Genomic DNA, 16,644 nt, shown 5'->3' on the forward strand with positions numbered 1-16,644 from the left:
AGACTGATGCCGGATATTCGGGAAGGAGCGGGTGTGGACACCGCAACTGATGCCGTGATCCTGGTCGGCGGCCAGGGCACCCGGCTGCGTCCGCTGACACTGTCGGCGCCGAAGCCGATGTTGCCGGTTGCCGGTCTGCCGTTCCTGCACCACCTACTGGCCCGGATCGCCGATGCCGGCATCAGCCATGTGGTGCTGGGGACCTCCTTCCGCGCGGAGGTTTTCGAGGAGCATTTCGGCGACGGCGCCGATATGGGCCTGGAGATCGAGTACGTCACCGAGACCGAGCCGCTCGGCACCGGTGGTGGTATCCGCAACGTGCTGCCCAAGTTGCGCGCCGACAACGTGATGGTGTTCAACGGTGACGTACTGGGCGGCGCCGATCTGGGCGCGGTACTCGACACGCATGCCTCCAGTCGCGCCGATGTGACGCTGCATCTGGTCCGGGTCAGCGATCCGCGTGCCTTCGGCTGTGTGCCGACCGACGAGAACGGCCGGGTGACCGCCTTCCTGGAGAAGACCCAGGATCCGCCGACCGATCAGATCAACGCCGGCTGCTACGTCTTCCGCCGGGCCTATATCGAGAAGATCCCGTCCGGTCGCCCGGTCTCGGTCGAGCGTGAGGTGTTCCCGTCGCTGCTGGCCGAGGGCGCCCACATCCAGGGCCATGTGGATATCTCCTACTGGCGCGATATGGGCACGCCGGAGGATTTCGTCCGTGGTTCCGCGGATCTGGTGCGCGGTATCGCGCCGTCGCCGGCCCTGCCCGGTCAGCGCGGAGAATCGCTGGTGCATCCCGGCGCCGGAGTCGCACCGGGGGCGCTGCTGATCGGTGGTACGGTCGTCGGCCGCGGTGCGGAGGTCGGCGCGGGTGCGCGGTTGGACGGCGCGGTGCTGTTCGACGGCGCCCGGGTCGAGGCCGGGGCCACGGTCGAGCGTTCGATCATCGGATTCGGCGCGCGCATCGGTCCGCGTGCCCTGGTTCGCGATGCCGTGATCGGTGACGGCGCCAGTGTCGGTGCCCGTTGCGAGTTGTTGCGCGGCGCGCGTATCTGGCCGGGGGTGGATCTGCCCGACGGCGGTATCCGCTTCTCCACCGACGTATAGTTCACCAGCCGGAACCGGCGGGCCCGCTGACCTGTTGTCAACGGGGCCCGCCGGTTTCGCGGTTTCTACACTGTCGCGGGCACCGCGGGTGATTCCGCAACCGCCGACCGTTCCCGGATCAGCAGCAGACCGGTGAGCACGACCAGCAGCGCGGTCGCGCCGTGCACGCTGAGCGCGGTGGTGATCGAGCCGTGGTTGTTCAGCACGGTCAGCATGTCGCCGGTCGGCGTCACCGCGGTGGCCAGTAGTGCCACGCCGAGCGCGAAGCGCTGCCGGGTCAGCAGTAGTGCCAGGATCATCACGCCGACGCTGATATCGCGCACTCCCTTCAGGGTCATGAACGCCGAACTCGATCCCTGCGGCCAGGCCGGCAGCCCGAACCCCTGCGCCATCGAATCCGGGGTGACGACGTAGCCGATCCCGATGTAGAGGATGAACGCCGCACCGAGCAGGGCGAGGGCGGTGGCGATGCGAGTGCGTGTCATTGTTCTGCTCCAAAATCTAGCGTTGCTAACTTATGCGGTAAAGACTAACTCGTCGATCGCTACCTTGTCTAGCGTTGCTAGAATTTGGGTATGACGGTTCAGGAACGCAAGGAGCGCGATCGCGCTCAACGCCGCCAGGCGATCATCGACAGCGCCCGTGAGCTGGCCGAATCCGATGGCTGGGATGCGGTCACCGTGCGTCGGCTGGCGGATCGGATCGAATACAGCCAGCCCGTGCTCTACAGCCACTTCTCCGGTAAGCGCGCGATCGTCTCCGCGGTCGCCGAAGAGGGATGCGGGGTGCTGGCGAAGGTGTTGCATGCCGCGCGCGTGCAGCATGCCGATCCCGCGGCGGCGATGGAGGCCGTCGCGCGCGCCTACCTGGATTTCGCCGCCGACAACACCGCGCTCTACGACGCGATGTTCATCCTCGACACGGATCTGGCGTTCGGCCCCGATGCTCCGGAAGCGTTGCGCGCGGCGTTCGCCGAACTCGAGGCGGTGTTCCACCCGCTGGTGCCCGAATCGGAATTGGGGACCTATGCCGAGGTGTACTGGAGCGCGCTGCACGGTCTGGCGGCACTGGACCGCAGCGGGCGGCTGCGTCCGGATCTGCGGGAACAGCGGATGCAGGTGCTGATGCGCTGGGGAAAGCAGCCGGTAGCACGCTGAGCCCGCCCACCTACAGTGGTGATCATGGCGGATGCGGTGGTGGTCGGGTCGGGACCCAACGGCTTGGCCGCCGCGGTGGTGCTCGCTCGCGCCGGCCTCGAGGTCGCGGTGTTCGAGGCGGCCGAATCCGCCGGTGGCGGCAGTCGCACGGCCGAATTGACCCTGCCCGGTTTTCAGCACGACCTGTGCGCCGGCGCCCACCCCATGGCGTCGGCCTCCCCGTTCTTCCGAGCCTTCGACCTGGCCGCGCACGGGGTGGAACTGTTGCGCCCCGATATCTCCTACGGCCATCCGCTCGACGGTGGTGCGGCCGCTGTGGCCTGGCGCGACCTCGACCGGACCGTGGACGGGCTCGGGCGCGACGGTGCGGCGTGGCGCGGACTGTTCGAGCCGCTGGTTCGGCGGTGGGACGCGGTGGTCGAGCTGGCGATGTCGGATCTGCGTCATCCGCCCCGCGATCCGGCCACCGCCGTGCGATTCGGCCGCAGACTGCTGGAGCAGTCGACGCCGATGTGGGACTTACGGTTTCGCGACGAACCGGCCGCGGCGCTGTTCACCGGTGTGAGCGCGCACGCCATCACGCCACCGCGCGCGTTCGCCGCGGCGGGGGTGGCATTGCTGTTGGGTACGCTCGCCCACGTCGAGGGCTGGCCTATCCCACGCGGCGGCAGCCAGGCCATCGCCGATGCCATGATGGCGGATATCCGACGGCACGGTGGTCGCGTACATCCGGGGCATCGAGTGGATTCGCTGGACGAGTTCGGCGCGGCCCGCGCGATCCTGCTCGATACCGCACCCACCGAGCTGCTGCGGATTGCCCGGCTGCCGCGGGCATATCGGAATCGGCTGCAGCGCTACCGCTTCGGCGCCGCGGCGTGCAAGGTGGACTTCGCGCTGTCGGGCCCGGTGCCCTGGCGGGCCGCCGAGCTGGCGGCGGCGGGCACGGTGCACGTGGTCGGCACCCGGGCCGAAGCGGTGGCCGCCGAACGAACGATCGCCGCGGGCCGGCACGCGCCGCGGCCGTATGTGCTGGTGATCCAGCCGGGTGTGGTCGACGACTCCCGCGCCCCCGCGGGACACCGGACGCTCTACGCCTACGCCCATGTGCCGAACGGATCCGATCGTGACGTCAGCGCCGAGATCATCGCCCAGATCGACCGTTTCGCGCCCGGATTCCGCGATCTGATCGAACACACACACGTCCGCACGGCCGCCCGCATGCCCGACCACAATGCCAACTACGTCGGCGGTGATATCGCCGCGGGCGCGATGAGTCTGTGGCAGACGATCTTTCGTCCCACCCCGCGCTGGAACCCGTACCGCACACCACTGTCGGGGGTCTACCTGTGTTCCGCGGCGACACCGCCCGGCCCGGGAGTGCACGGTATGTGCGGTCTGCACGCGGCGACCCACGTGCTGCGCGACCGATTCGGTATCCGGACCGACCCGTACACCTTGTTGCGAGGACGCTGACCGGACGTGTCCGGGCCGGTAACGGCGGGACCTACTGGACCGGCTGGGTCCGGTACAGGTCGGGTTCGATGTACATCACCCGCGCGGCGGGTACCGCCGTGCGCACCCGCGCTTCGGCCTCGTCGATGGCCGTGGCGATCTGGGCGATGTCCAGTCCCGGCGCGATCGCCACCTTCGCCGCGACCAGCATCTCGTCGGGGCCGAGATATTCGGTGCGCAGATGGATCACCCGGTCGATCCGGCTGCCGTCGACCAGATTCGCGCGGATCGCCTCGTTCTCCGCGGGCGTGGCACCCTCACCGATGAGCAGGCTCTTCATCTCCACGATCAGGACCACCGCGATGGCTCCGAGCAGGGCGCCGATGCCGAGGGTGCCGATACCGTCCCAGATCGGATTGTCGGTCAGCACCGTGAGGATCACCGCGACCAGCGCCATCAGCAGACCGATCAGCGCACCGGTGTCCTCGAGCAGTACCACCGGCAGTTCGGGACTGCGCGAATTGCGGATGAATCGCCACCAGCTGGCGCCCTCGCGCAGCGGCGCGGACTCCCGCATGGCGGTGCGGAAGCTGAATCCCTCCAGCGCCGCGGCGATCGCGAGGATGACGATCGCGACGACCGGCGAGGTCAGCTCCTCGGGATGCTGGATCTTGTGCACACCCTCGTAGATCGCGTACATCGAACCCAGGGAGAACAGCACCAGCGCGACGACGAAGGAGTAGAAGTAGCGGTTACGCCCGTATCCGAACGGATGTAGTTCGTCGGCTTCCTGTTCGGCGCGCTTCTGGCCGAGCAGCAGCAGACCCTGATTACCCGTATCCGCCACCGAGTGCACCGCCTCGGCGAGCATCGAACCCGAGCCGGTAATCGCCGCACCGACGAATTTCGCCACCGCGATACCGGCGTTAGCGGTCAACGCCGCGAAGATCGCCTTCTTGCCGCCACCTGCAGACATGGTGTTGCCCCGGTCCTTTCGTTCCCGGCGCTCGCCGGTAGATGTCCGATTTGTTGGATTAATCTACTAGCCCCGCCGACCGGGTCGACGGCTCACTCACCCACACAGGCGCAGAACAGCTGGGCGGGCCCGCCGATGGCCTCGGCCCGGATATCGGTATCGGTCGCCGAGACCCACGCCGCGCTGCCCGCGGTGATCGGCAGGGCGTCACCGTGCTGCGTCAGCCGCACCCGCCCGGCCGTGATCAGCAGGATGCCCGGCCCGCTCCGCGGAATGTCCATGGGTCCTTCGCCTTCGGTCAGTTCGAAGCGGCGCAGCGCGAACTCCGCCGCGGGCGTGCGGTACCGGAACGACTCCCGGCCGACGGGTTCGGGCTCGATGATCGGCAGCCGCAGCGGCTCGAAGTCCAGCACCCGCAGCAACTCGGGTACGTCGACATGTTTGGGCGTGAGCCCGCCGCGCAGGACGTTGTCGGAGTTGGCCATGATCTCCACACCCATACCGCGCAGATAGGCGTGCAGACTGCCGGCGGCCAGGAACAAGCCCTGACCGGGTTCGAGTGTCACCCGGTTCAGCAGCAGCGCGGCCAGCACTCCCGCATCGCCCGGATAGGCCTCGGCGAGTTCGAGCGTGGTCTGCACCTCGGCCGCGAATTCCTTGTTCTGCCGGGGGGAATCGGTGGGGTCGCCCTGTTTGAGATAGCGCACACAGCCGTCGAGCACCTTCGGCAGCAGGGTGGCCAGCATCGCCTGCGGCAGCGTGATCCAGGTGGTGAACAGGGTGCGCAGACCACCCGAATCGGGCTGCGCGGCAAGTAGTTCGGTGTACTGCACCAGCTCGGGCACGGCCAGTGAACTGAGCAGTTCGACGGTGCGCAGCGGATCGCGGAATCCGGCGAGCGCCTCGAACCGGTCCAGCGCCACCACCAGTTCGGGCTTGTGACTGTCGTCGCGGTAGTTGCGCATCGGCGAATCCAGCGGCACCCGGTGGTGGTTCTCCCGCTCGAATCCGTACCGGGCCTGATCGGCGCTGGGATGCGCCTGCAGCGACAGCGGCTCCTCGGCGGCGAGGATCTTCACCAGGAAGGGCAGCCGTCCGCCGAATGCCGGTGCGACCGAACCCAATTCCCCGGTGGGATCGGCCTCGAGCACCTCCAGCAGTGACCGGGTCACGCCATCGGTGCGGACCTGCGCCGGATCGGCGGGGTGGGCGCCGAACCACAGTTCGGCCTCCGGATGGGCCGAGGGGACCTCCCGACCGCACAGCTGAGCGAGGGCGGTGCGTGATCCCCAGGCGTAGGAACGCAACGCACCAACGAGTTCGTGCACTAGTAGTGGCCCCCGTCGTAGTGGGCGGGTCGGCTCGCGGCGGCCGGGCTACCCAGGAGCCGCAGATAGGCGGCGGCCATCTCGAGCCGCAGCACCAGCACCGCCAATTGCTCGAGTTCGCTGCCGCGTCCGGCGGCCGGTGGCTGGGGTTCGCCCGCTCCGGCGTCACGCGGCACGCTCGCCTCCGAACGCATCAGGTCCACATCGACATTCACCAGGTCGGCGTCGACGATTCCACCACCCGCGCCGAAGACGCCCAGCCGCCGCCGCGCGGCGACCTGATCGGCATCGGCGCTCAGCACGAAGACCCGGGCGCGATCGACCGGTGGCGGTCCGTCGAGCTGCTCGTCGTGGAACAGCGGATCGTAGCCCGGCGCCGTCGTCTCCGCGGATTCGACGAGCCGCGCATTGGCCGCGACGGCCTCGGTGAGATCGGCGGCGGACGCGATCTGCCCGGCTGTCTGCAGCAGCACCTCGGCCCCGTGCTGGGCGACGATCGCCGCGGCGGGTGAGTCGCCGGTCAGGACCAGGCGGCGATCGCGCATCCGCGCGGCGAGAGTCTTGGCCGGATTGTGGAAGACCTCGTTGTGCGGGCCGTCGCGCAGTGCCTCGGCATCGAGGACATCGGCGAGTTCGTCGAGATTCGGGACGAGTGGGCCGATGTGCACGGGATCGATCGCGTGCAGGACCGCGATGCCGACCGCGAGGAAACGCATGATCCGGTTGTGGTCGAGCACCCGCACCCGCGGTGACACCATGGCGGCGCGTCCGGCGGCGGCGGCCCGCATCGGACCTTCGTCCGGCGCGGCGACCACGACCTCGGCGCCGCGGCGCAGCGCCCGATCGACGGCGCCGGTCAGTCGTGGATCGGCCGAGTCGTCGCCGGCGACGATCACCACGTCGAGCGAACCCACCCACTGGGGAATGGTGGTGGTAGAGATGACGGGCAGACCAGCGCGGTCGCCGAGTGCCGCCTGCAGCAGTGTGGCCGCGCGCACCGCGCGCCCGGTGCCGGAGACCAGCACCAGACTGCGTGGACGCAGTCCGTCCAGGCGCGTGAGCGCGCCCTCGGCGACAGCTGCCGCGGTGGCACGCACCTGCGCGCCACCCAGTGCTGCCGAACGTAAGATTCCCCCGGAATCCGCGGCCTCCAACGAGGCGACGTCATCGAGGTCGAGTACGGGTGTCCCTGCGATCATCGGGCGTTGCCACCTCCCCTCAATCGGGTCACCACGCCGGGTGATGTCGTTGTCCCCGGGTGAATCCAAGCCCTGTGATTCCACTATTCCAGTCAGCCGCGCACGATGCTCAGAATCTCGGTCACGAGTGCGTCTACTTCCTCCTGCGAACGAGCCTCGACGTTGAGTCGCAGCAGCGGTTCGGTATTGGATGCGCGCAGATTGAACCATGCCTGGCCGGGCAGCCGCACGGTCACACCGTCGAGCCGGTCCACCGATCGGGCGCGGTCCTCGAACGCGGTGACGACCGCCATGGTCCGCTCCTGCGCATCCGCCACTGTGGAGTTGATCTCTCCCGACGCCGCATAGGTCGAGTACGAGGACGCGAGCTCGGACATGGTGCGGGACTTCTCGCCGTCCCCGTCGCTCCCACTGTGTTCGACGCGGTGTCCGCGGGGGCCTTCGTGGTTACGCGAGCTGCCGCCTTCGTCCCCGTCGCTCCCACTGTGTTCGACGCGGTGTCCGCGGGGGCCTTCGTGGTTACGCGAGCTGCCGCCTTCGTCCCCGTCGCTCCCACCGAGCGCGGCGAGCACATGCAGAGCCGCGAGCATACCGGAGTCGGCGCCCCAGAAGTCGCGGAAGTAGTAATGGGCCGAATGCTCACCGCCGAAGATGGCGCCGGTCGAGGCCATCTGCTGCTTGATGAACGAATGCCCGACCCGGGTGCGCACCGGGGTACCGCCCAGTTCGGTGACCAATTCCGGTACCGCCTGGGAGGTGATCAGGTTGTGGATGATGGTGGCGCCCGGTTCCTTGGCTAGTTCACGCTCGGCCACCAGCGCGGTGACCGCGGACGGGGAGACCGGTTCGCCACGCTCGTCGACGACGAAGCAGCGATCGGCGTCACCGTCGAATGCCAGGCCGATGTCGGCGCCGGTCTCGCGCACGTACTTCTGCAGATCGACGAGGTTCTTCGGATCCAGCGGGTTGGCCTCGTGATTGGGGAACGAGCCGTCGAGTTCGAAATACAGCGGGGCGATCGTCAACTGCGGCACCGCGCCGAGGACGGCGGGCACCGTGTGGCCACCCATTCCGTTGCCGGCGTCGACCGCGACCTTCAACGGTCGGATCCCGCCGAGATCGACGAGCCCGCGCAGGAATTCGGCGTATGCCTCGAGCAGGTCGACTTCGGTGGCGGTACCGCGCGGACCCGGTCCGGCGGGCACGCCGTCGATCAGTTCGTTCGAGATGGTCGCCAGTCCGGTGTCCTGACCGACCGGCAGTGCGTTGGCCCGGCACAGCTTGATGCCGTTGTAGCGCGCGGGATTGTGGCTCGCCGTGAACATAGCGCCCGGGCACTCGAGATGGCCCGAGGCGAAGTACAGCTGGTCGGTGGAGGCGAGCCCGATGTGGACCACGTCGAGACCCTGCTCGAGCACGCCCTCGGCGAAGGCGGCGGCCAGGTCCGGGGAAGATTCCCGCATATCGTGGCCGATCACGATTCGGGTGGCGGAGTCGCGCATCAGGCGGGCGAAGGCCGCGCCGACATCGCGGACGAATGCCGCGTCGATCTGCTCTCCGACAACCCCGCGAACGTCATATGCCTTGACAACTGCGTGAACGGACTCGGCAGACCGGGCGACTGTCATGACCAACACCCTAATAGGACGCGGAGCTCGATCGGGCTTCAGGCCGGTTGCGCGTGTGCCGGGCCCGACGCGGGCTCAGTTCGGGGGATCGGGCAGCACCCGGAGATGGCCGCGACGGCCGGTGCGGCCGGGTCGCTGGGGCCGGGCCGGCGGCGGTGCGTAATCGGCGTAGCCCGGCTGTTCGGGTTCGGGTGCGCGTCGCCGCATTCCGGCCTCGCGGACGGCCTCGGCCAGTGCGGTCAGATCGTCGTCGTCCGGTGTGCTGGAGGAGAATCCACCCTCGTGGCGAACCATTTCCCAGCCCTTGGGGGCGGTGATCCGGGAGCCGTGGGTTTCGCACAGATCCCAGGAGTGCGGTTCGGCGACGGTGGCGAGCGGTCCGACGACTGCGGTGGAGTCCGAGTAGACATACGTGAGCGTCGCTACGGCCGGATTCTTGCAGCCTGGGCGGCAGCAACGACGCATGGGAATCACGCCAAGCAGACTAACCCGCCGAGCCGTGTGTCGCAGACAGACACGCTGACTACGGTGCCGTGCAGTCGAGGAGATGGTTTCGCCGCGGCACCGGCGCGGTGACTACTGTCGCAAGGTATGACCCGTTCGAAGAGGCGGCCGGTCACCACCCGCTCGGTGGTGCGCCGTGGCCGCGGTGTGCGCGGACCGATGCTGCCGCCGTCGGCGCCCGCGCGCCGTACCCGCGGTCAGCAGTTCGACCGCTTGGTGCTGGAGGCCTTCGCGCCCTTGGACGCGCGCTGGCACGATCGCCTGACCAAACTCGATATCGCGGTCGACGACGTACCCAAGATCCGTCCTCTGCATCCGGATTCGGTCACCTGGCCCGACGAGGTGGTGGCCGATGGCCCGGTGCCCCTGTCGCGCCTGATCCCCGCCGGCATGGACCGCCACAACGTGGCCACCCGCGCCCGGGTGGTCCTGTTCCGCAAGCCGCTCGAACTGCGCGCCCAGGACCCGGAGGATCTGCTGGATCTCCTGCGCGAGGTGCTGGTCCAGCAGATAGCCACCTACCTGGGTGTGGACCCGGAGGTCATCGACCCGACGGGGGAGTGACCGGCCGCGTCGCACGATGCGCGGTGACGCGAAGGCCGGACACGGCAGAGGTTTTCGCGGTCGCCGGCGGTTCTCGCGACCACGGGCCGCGGAAACGGGAGCCGGCGCACCGACTCCGGCCCCGCCCCGCTTCGCCGGCAGCGAAGCGGGGCGACGCCGAAAGGTCACAACACAATTGGTGAACACATGGGGAACTCGTCGGGACGCCCGGAACCCGCACTGCATCCCGACCGCCGCCCCGTGACGCGACCGTGCGGCTCCTACTCGTCCGCAGTGGCCAGGGGAGGCGGGACAGTCCTCAGCTGATGCCGCGCTTGAGGCGCCGGCGTTCGCGTTCGGACAGACCACCCCAGATACCGAAGCGTTCGTCGTGGGCGAGTGCGTACTCCAGGCACTCGTCACGAACCTCGCAGCCCAAGCAGATCCGTTTGGCTTCCCTTGTGGAGCCGCCTTTTTCGGGGAAGAAGGCTTCCGGATCGGTTTGGGCGCACAGCGCCCGTTCCTGCCACTGTTCCTCGATGGTGTCGAACATCGCATCGAAGTCGGTGACGATGAGACTCAGCTGCGGTGGTTCGGGTTTGCGCTGGGTGCGCGCCCACTGCCCTCCCTGCGGAGTTCTGCTGAGCGATCCCGATTCTTCGTTCACCGTGCTGCCCCCCTCTCGTTCGTCGTTCCGGCTGTCAGCGCAGTCGCCAGGTACTGCGCATGCTGTGGAATCGGTTTGCGATACACCGCCCGGAATGCCCGACGGGGCCAGCTCCTCGGCCATCGCTCCGCCTCCTCACTGTGTGTTAGCGCAGAATGATTGTTCCGTCGGACCGAACGTGCCCACCGACGGTCCCACACCGCGACGTAGTCCCGCGGACATCCCCGAGCTTGTCGTTCCGATACGAACACTTGTTCGAAATACGGTCTGCGCCATACGCTCTCGCGCGGACCCGGAATGACATGTCTGTGATTAGACACGCCGGACGCGGCGATGGTCAAGCTGCCGACACAATTCCGTTACTATCCGTCGCCGCCTCGAACGCGGTTCGGTAACCCTGGAGTAGCAAATGACCAGCAAATATGCACTCGAGCGCACGTTTCCGGGCACCGCATAGGCTGTGCGGATGTGACTGGAGAACAAGCGGACATCGCGGTCGAGATCGAGCGGGTTGATGGTAAACCGCGCATTGCGGTGTTGGTCGGTGGAGTCGGCGGCGCGCGCTTCTTGCAAGGCGTGCGGGAACTGCTGCCGGATGCGGATGTGACGGCGCTGGTGAACGTCGGTGACGACGTCTGGATGCACGGTTTACGAATCTGTCCCGACCTGGACACCTGCATGTACACCCTGGGTGGGGGCATCGATACCGAGCGCGGCTGGGGCCGGGTCGGGGAAACGTGGCACGCCAAGGAGGAACTGGCGAAATATCACGCCCAGCCCGATTGGTTCGGACTCGGAGATCGCGATATCGCGACACATCTCGTTCGAAGTGAAATGCTGCGTGCGGGATACCCGCTCTCAGTGGTAACCGAAGCGCTGTGTAACCGCTGGCAACCGGGTGTGAAACTTCTGCCGGCGACCGACGACAGATGTGAAACCCATGTTGTAATCAGCGACCCGGGCAACCCTGGCGAACGTCGCGCGATTCATTTCCAAGAGTGGTGGGTTCGGTACCGAGCAAACGTCGAGACCCATGGATTCGTCACAATCGGGGCGGATCAAGCCAAACCCGCACCCGGTGTGACGGAAATCATAGAGCGGGCTGATGCTGTTCTGCTGGCCCCTTCGAACCCCGTGGTGAGCGTCGGCGCGATCCTCGCGGTACCGGGTATCCGGGGCGCGCTGCGGACGACCTCGGCGAAGGTGGTCGGCCTGTCTCCGGTGATCGACGGAAAACCGTTGCGCGGCATGGCCGACGAGTGCCTCGAGGTGATCGGCGTCGAGACCTCGGCCGAGGCCATCGGACGGCACTTCGGCGCTCGATCCGAGACCGGCATCCTCGACGGCTGGCTGGTCCATTCCACCGACAAGGCGGATATTCCGGGTGTGGAGGTGCGCAGCGTGCCGCTGCTGATGACCGATCCGGCCACCACGGCCGCGATGGTACGTGAGGCGCTCGATATCGCGGGGGTGCCGGCGTGAGCGATCAGGTGAACGATCACGCGCCGGGTGGCGAGATCCACATCATCCCGGTGCCGGGGCTGCCGGAGTTCCGTCCCGGTGACGACATCGCGGAACATATTGCGGCGCAAGCGCCCTGGCTCGCCGACGGGGATGTGCTGGTGGTCACCAGCAAGATCGTCGCCAAGGCCGAGGGGCGCATCGTGGACGCGCCACTGGATCCCGATGAGCGAGATACGTTGCGCCGCAAGCTGGTCGACGCCGAGGCGGTGCGAGTGCTGGCGCGCAAGGGTCGCACCCTGATCACCGAGAACCGGATCGGCATCGTGCAGGCCGCCTCCGGCGTCGACGGCTCCAATGTGGAGCGGGGTGAATTGGTGCTGCTGCCGGTCGATCCCGATGCCAGTGCGCGGTCGTTACGGGCGGCATTGGCGCAGCGGCTGGGGGTGCGGGTCGCGGTGGTGATCACCGACACGATGGGCCGTGCGTGGCGGATCGGCCAGACCGACGCCGCGATCGGCGCGGCCGGTCTGCGCGTGGTGCACGACTACGCCGGCGCCATCGACGAGCAGGGCAACGAACTGCAGGTGACGCAGGTCGCGGTGGCCGACGAGCTCGCCGCCGCAGCGGATCTGGCGAAGGGCAAACTCGGCGGAGTCCCGGTCGCCGTGGTGCGCGGACTGGTGCCCGACGACGACGGTTCGACCGCCAAGGATCTGTTGCGCGGCGGTGAGGAGGATCTGTTCTGGCTGGGCACCGCCGAGGCGATCGAGCGCGGCCGCCGCGAAGCGCTGCTGCTGCGCCGTTCGGTGCGCGGCTTCGCCGATACGCCGGTCGACCCCGAACTCGTCCGGTCCGCGGTGTCGGAGGCGCTGACCGCACCCGCCCCGCATCACACGCATCCGGTGCGGTTCGTCTGGGTGCGCCGCCCGGAGTTGCGGGCGGGATTGCTGAACGCGATGGCCGCGCAGTGGCGTAACGATCTCGGCGGTGACGGCCTCGAACCCGATCGGGTCGAGCGCCGGGTCGCGCGCGGGCGCATTCTGTTCGACGCACCGGAGGTGATCATTCCGTTCTGTGTGCCCGACGGTGCGCACGCGTATCCGGATCAGCGTCGCCGCGCCGCCGAGTCGACGATGTTCACCGTGGCGGTCGGCGCTGCCGTGCAAGGGCTGCTGGTGTCGTTGGCCACTCGTGGCGTCGGTAGTTGCTGGATCGGTTCGACGATCTTCGCGCCGGAGGTGACACGCGAGGTGTTGGGTCTGGCCGAGGACTGGAACCCGCTGGGCGCCATCGCCGTCGGATATCCGCTGGAGGAACTGACGCCGCGCGAGCCGCGGCCGGACGGCTTCGGGTTGATCGAACTGTGAGCGCCGAATCCTTACACGAATCGGCCACCGAACTGCTCGAAACCTGGTCGCCCGCAACGCATGCGGAAGAGTCGATCCGTGCGGCGATGCTCGCCTTCCTGGGCTCGGCGGCACGTGGGTGCCTGCGTGAACACGCGCCCGGCCATATCACCGCCTCGGCGGTGGTCTTCTCCGCCGACGAACGCGAGGTGCTGCTGACGTTGCATCCGCGAGTGGGGCGGTGGATCCAGCTCGGCGGGCATTGCGAGCCCGCCGACGAGACGGTCGTGGACGCCGCGCTGCGCGAGGCGACCGAGGAGTCGGGGATCGCGGGCCTCGTGGTGGAACCCGGCCTGTACGGAGCGCAAGCGCATCCGATCACGTGCTCGCTGGGGGTGCCGACCCGGCATCTCGATCTGCTGTTCAAGATCCGCGCGCCGCGCGGCGCGGTTCCGGTGCGCAGTTCGGAGTCGACGGATCTGCGATGGTGGCCGGTCGACGCGCTGCCGCCGGATTCCGACGTGCTGTTGCGCTGAGGCTCTCGGTGCGCCGATGCGCCGGCCCTCCGGAGACGGTGCCGTCGCATCGGGCGCTGCCGCATCACGATGCCTTTACAAATCATCGGATATGTATAGACACCCGACATTGATCGACATATTGTCCACGGTAATGGTTATCCACGTCACAGTTGATGTGGCAGCTGTATCGAATGGAGACAACGATGTCGACCGAAGCCGGAGCTTCCAGCGGACTTCTCGACTCGGGCTGGCGGGACCGCAAGCGTTATCTGTGGTTGTGGGGCCTGTTCGCCCCGACCGGACTGTTCATCATCGGAATCCCGCTGATCTGGGGACTCAACGAACTGGGCTGGCACACCCTGGCGAGAGTGCCGTTCTGGCTCGGTCCGATTCTGATCTACGTGGTGATCCCGGCGGCCGATCTGTTCTTCGGCGCCGACGGCGACAATCCGCCCGACGAGGTGATGGAGTACCTGGAGAACGACCGGTACTACCGCTATCTCACCTACATCTACCTGCCGTTCCAGTACGCCTCGCTGATCATGGCCTGCTATCTGATCACCGCCGGCGATCTGAGCTGGCTGGGGATCGACGGCGGACTGGGAGTCGTCGACAAGATCGGTCTCGCGCTCACGGTCGGCATGGTGGGCGGTATCGGCATCAACACCGCGCACGAGCTCGGGCACAAGAAGGTCCATCTCGAGCGCTGGCTGTCGCGGATCGCCCTGGCCCAGACCTGCTACGGCCACTTCTACATCGAGCACAATCGAGGACATCACGTGCGGGTGGCCACACCCGAGGATCCGGCGAGTTCTCGGGTGGGAGAGACGTTCTGGACGTTCTGGCCACGCACGGTGTGGGGCAGTCTCCGCTCGGCCTGGGGGCTCGAGCGGACTCGGCTGGAGCGGCTCGGAAAGCGGCCGTGGTCGCTGCACAACGATGTGCTCAGTGCGTGGGCGATGTCGCTGGTGCTCTACGCGGCACTGGTCGCGGCCTTCGGCATCGAGTTGCTGCCGTATCTCGTGCTGCAGGCGGTGGTGGGATTCAGCCTGCTCGAGGCCGTCAACTATCTCGAGCACTACGGGCTGCTGCGCCAGCGCACGGCGCGGGGCCGGTACGAGCGGCCCGCACCGCGGCACAGCTGGAACAGCGACCACATCGTCACGAACATCTTCCTGTACCACCTGCAGCGGCACAGCGACCATCACGCCTATCCGACCCGGCGCTACCAGACCCTGCGCAGCTGGGACGGCGCGCCGAATCTGCCCAGCGGGTACGCCAGCATGATTCTGCTCGCCTACTTCCCGCCGCTGTGGCGGCGCGTCATGGACAAGCGGGTGCTCGCGCACTACGAGGGCGACATCACCCTCGCCAACGTGCAGCCGAGTAAGCGGGACAAGGTCTTCGCGCGTTTCCAGGAGGCACGGTGAGCGACAATCGCGTAGCGGCTCGCGGTGCCGACCGGGTGCGGGTGTCCCGCGTGTCGCGGTGGCACGGTGAGCGACAATCGCGTAGCGGCTCGCGGTGCCGACCGGGTGCGGGTGTCCCGCGTGTCGCGGTGGCACGGTGAGCGACAATCGCGTAGCGGCTCGCGGTGCCGACCGGAGGCAGGAGAGGTGATGAGCGTTTTTCGTTGTCCCGTCTGTGACTACGAGTACGACGAGGTGAAAGGTGCTCCTCGCGAGGGGTTTCCGGCGGGGACGCCCTGGGGCGAGGTACCCGACGACTGGTGCTGTCCGGACTGCGGAGTGCGGGAGAAGATCGATTTCGAGGAGGCGCGGTGAGTGGCGGGTTCCGGATTTTCCAATGCATCCAGTGCGGGTTCGAGTACGACGAGGAGCAGGGCTGGCCGGATGAGGGTATCGCCCCCGGCACGCGCTGGGAGGACATCCCCGACGACTGGACCTGTCCGGACTGCGGTGCGGCCAAGGCCGACTTCTTCATGGTCGAGATCGAGCGTTCGTGAGTCGCTTTGACTGCGGAATCGGCCCGTGACACCGTCACGGGTATGCCGCGTAACGGAGCCCGGGTCCCGTATCAGGAGGCGGCGCGCACCCTGTTGCGCACCTCGGTGCTCGACGCGATGCGCGAGCTGCTCACCGAGCGGGACTGGGCCAAGATCACCCTCGGGGATATCGCGACGCGGGCCGGGGTGAGCCGGCAGACGCTCTACAACGAATTCGGGTCCCGGACGGGGCTCGCGCAGGCGTATGCGCTGCGGCTGGCCGACCAGCTGGTGGACCATGTCGGCACGGCGATCGACGATAACGTCGGGGACGCGCGCGCGGGCTTCCGCGAAGGGCTGGCAAATTTCATTCTCGACAGCGCCGCCGATCCGCTGGTGCAGTCGCTGGTTGTCGGAGAGGCGAAACTGGACCTGCTCCGGTTGATCACGCTCGACGCCGGCCCGATCATCGAACATGCCGCCGAGCGGTTGGGTGGCGCGTTCGAACGGAGCTGGGTCGGCGCCTCATCGTCGCAGGCAGATGTGCTGGCGCATGCGCTGGTGCGGATCGCGATCAGCTATATCCCGACCCCGGCCGCGGTGCACCGCGACGCTCCGGAGGAGTTGAGCAGGCTGCTGTCGCCGTATGTGGAGGCGATCGTCGCCGCATCGGAGCATCGTTGAATCGGAGTCCAATCGCATTGTGGCGTATAACGATTGAGCCGCCACGCGATTTCGGATGCTGATCATCCGCCGGGCCGGGCGGGGTGGGGCGAGCCGGGGTGTCGCAGGCGGGTCGACCGCGCGAAT

The 16,644-nt window shown here is 67.8% G+C and carries 18 protein-coding genes; 11 read left to right on the forward strand and 7 right to left on the reverse strand.

What is annotated here, in order from left to right:
• The first annotated feature begins 6 nt into the window (after positions 1-6).
• Entirely contained in the window at positions 7-1,107 is a 1,101-nt protein-coding gene (gene manB / locus LKD76_RS07590; protein ID WP_372465761.1) for a mannose-1-phosphate guanylyltransferase, read from the forward strand.
• Between the two features lie 65 nt (positions 1,108-1,172).
• Here manB and LKD76_RS07595 read toward each other — a convergent pair whose 3' ends face one another.
• Positions 1,173-1,592: a DUF4267 domain-containing protein gene (locus tag LKD76_RS07595; RefSeq protein ID WP_227980323.1), complete on the reverse strand. Its 420-nt coding sequence runs from the start codon at positions 1,590-1,592 to the stop codon at positions 1,173-1,175.
• Between the two features lie 90 nt (positions 1,593-1,682).
• On the opposite strand from LKD76_RS07595, the gene LKD76_RS07600 reads away from it, so the two are divergent.
• Positions 1,683-2,264, forward strand: a complete 582-nt coding sequence (locus tag LKD76_RS07600) for a TetR/AcrR family transcriptional regulator (RefSeq protein ID WP_227980324.1) — start codon at positions 1,683-1,685, stop codon at positions 2,262-2,264.
• 24 nt (positions 2,265-2,288) lie between these two features.
• Positions 2,289-3,737, forward strand: coding sequence for a phytoene desaturase family protein (locus tag LKD76_RS07605; protein ID WP_227980325.1), 1,449 nt, complete (start codon positions 2,289-2,291; stop codon positions 3,735-3,737).
• 31 nt (positions 3,738-3,768) lie between these two features.
• On the opposite strand, the gene LKD76_RS07610 is transcribed toward LKD76_RS07605, so the two are convergent.
• From LKD76_RS07610 to LKD76_RS07630, 5 genes are all read right to left on the reverse strand, one after another.
• Positions 3,769-4,692 (reverse strand): cation diffusion facilitator family transporter, encoded by a 924-nt coding sequence (locus LKD76_RS07610; RefSeq protein WP_227980326.1) that lies wholly within the window; start codon positions 4,690-4,692, stop codon positions 3,769-3,771.
• Between the two features lie 92 nt (positions 4,693-4,784).
• Positions 4,785-6,020, reverse strand: coding sequence for a mannose-6-phosphate isomerase, class I (manA, locus tag LKD76_RS07615; protein ID WP_227980327.1), 1,236 nt, complete (start codon positions 6,018-6,020; stop codon positions 4,785-4,787).
• Positions 6,020-7,219 (reverse strand): tobH protein, encoded by a 1,200-nt coding sequence (locus LKD76_RS07620; protein ID WP_227980328.1) that lies wholly within the window; start codon positions 7,217-7,219, stop codon positions 6,020-6,022. Before LKD76_RS07620 ends, manA begins: the two co-directional genes overlap by 1 nt.
• Before the next feature lie 92 nt (positions 7,220-7,311).
• Complete coding sequence (locus LKD76_RS07625) at positions 7,312-8,847, reverse strand: phosphomannomutase/phosphoglucomutase (RefSeq protein WP_227980329.1); 1,536 nt, start codon at positions 8,845-8,847, stop codon at positions 7,312-7,314.
• A 75-nt stretch (positions 8,848-8,922) separates the two neighbouring features.
• Complete coding sequence (locus tag LKD76_RS07630) at positions 8,923-9,312, reverse strand: DUF3499 domain-containing protein (RefSeq protein WP_255661072.1); 390 nt, start codon at positions 9,310-9,312, stop codon at positions 8,923-8,925.
• 126 nt (positions 9,313-9,438) lie between these two features.
• Here LKD76_RS07630 and LKD76_RS07635 point away from each other — a divergent pair, with 126 nt between their 5' ends.
• Positions 9,439-9,915 (forward strand): metallopeptidase family protein, encoded by a 477-nt coding sequence (locus tag LKD76_RS07635; protein WP_227980331.1) that lies wholly within the window; start codon positions 9,439-9,441, stop codon positions 9,913-9,915.
• Between the two features lie 298 nt (positions 9,916-10,213).
• Here LKD76_RS07635 and LKD76_RS07640 read toward each other — a convergent pair whose 3' ends face one another.
• Positions 10,214-10,447: a WhiB family transcriptional regulator gene (locus tag LKD76_RS07640; protein ID WP_036504657.1), complete on the reverse strand. Its 234-nt coding sequence runs from the start codon at positions 10,445-10,447 to the stop codon at positions 10,214-10,216.
• Positions 10,448-10,894: 447 nt separating this feature from the next.
• Here LKD76_RS07640 and cofD point away from each other — a divergent pair, with 447 nt between their 5' ends.
• The 7 genes from cofD (at position 10,895) to LKD76_RS07675 (ending at position 16,518) form a co-directional block, all read left to right on the forward strand.
• The gene (gene cofD / locus LKD76_RS07645) at positions 10,895-12,043 is read left to right on the forward strand and encodes a 2-phospho-L-lactate transferase (RefSeq protein WP_227980332.1); all 1,149 of its coding nucleotides are present in this window, start codon (positions 10,895-10,897) and stop codon (positions 12,041-12,043) included.
• Entirely contained in the window at positions 12,040-13,392 is a 1,353-nt protein-coding gene (locus LKD76_RS07650) for a coenzyme F420-0:L-glutamate ligase (protein WP_227980333.1), read from the forward strand. The genes cofD and LKD76_RS07650 overlap by 4 nt, the downstream gene beginning before the upstream one ends.
• On the forward strand, positions 13,389-13,907 hold the full coding sequence (locus LKD76_RS07655) for an NUDIX hydrolase (RefSeq protein ID WP_227980334.1): 519 nt from the start codon (positions 13,389-13,391) through the stop codon (positions 13,905-13,907). The genes LKD76_RS07650 and LKD76_RS07655 overlap by 4 nt, the downstream gene beginning before the upstream one ends.
• Positions 13,908-14,092: 185 nt before the next feature.
• Positions 14,093-15,319, forward strand: coding sequence for an alkane 1-monooxygenase (locus LKD76_RS07660; RefSeq protein ID WP_227980335.1), 1,227 nt, complete (start codon positions 14,093-14,095; stop codon positions 15,317-15,319).
• A 189-nt stretch (positions 15,320-15,508) separates the two neighbouring features.
• Positions 15,509-15,673: a rubredoxin gene (locus LKD76_RS07665; RefSeq protein ID WP_227980336.1), complete on the forward strand. Its 165-nt coding sequence runs from the start codon at positions 15,509-15,511 to the stop codon at positions 15,671-15,673.
• On the forward strand, positions 15,670-15,855 hold the full coding sequence (locus tag LKD76_RS07670) for a rubredoxin (RefSeq protein ID WP_227980337.1): 186 nt from the start codon (positions 15,670-15,672) through the stop codon (positions 15,853-15,855). The genes LKD76_RS07665 and LKD76_RS07670 overlap by 4 nt, the downstream gene beginning before the upstream one ends.
• Positions 15,856-15,897: 42 nt before the next feature.
• Positions 15,898-16,518 carry a TetR/AcrR family transcriptional regulator gene (locus LKD76_RS07675; protein WP_227980338.1) on the forward strand — a complete coding sequence of 207 codons (621 nt, stop codon included), beginning with the start codon at positions 15,898-15,900 and terminating at the stop codon, positions 16,516-16,518.
• The last annotated feature ends 126 nt before the right edge of the window (positions 16,519-16,644 follow it).

Source organism: Nocardia spumae, assembly GCF_020733635.1.
GTDB classification, from domain to species: Bacteria; Actinomycetota; Actinomycetes; order Mycobacteriales; family Mycobacteriaceae; genus Nocardia; species Nocardia spumae.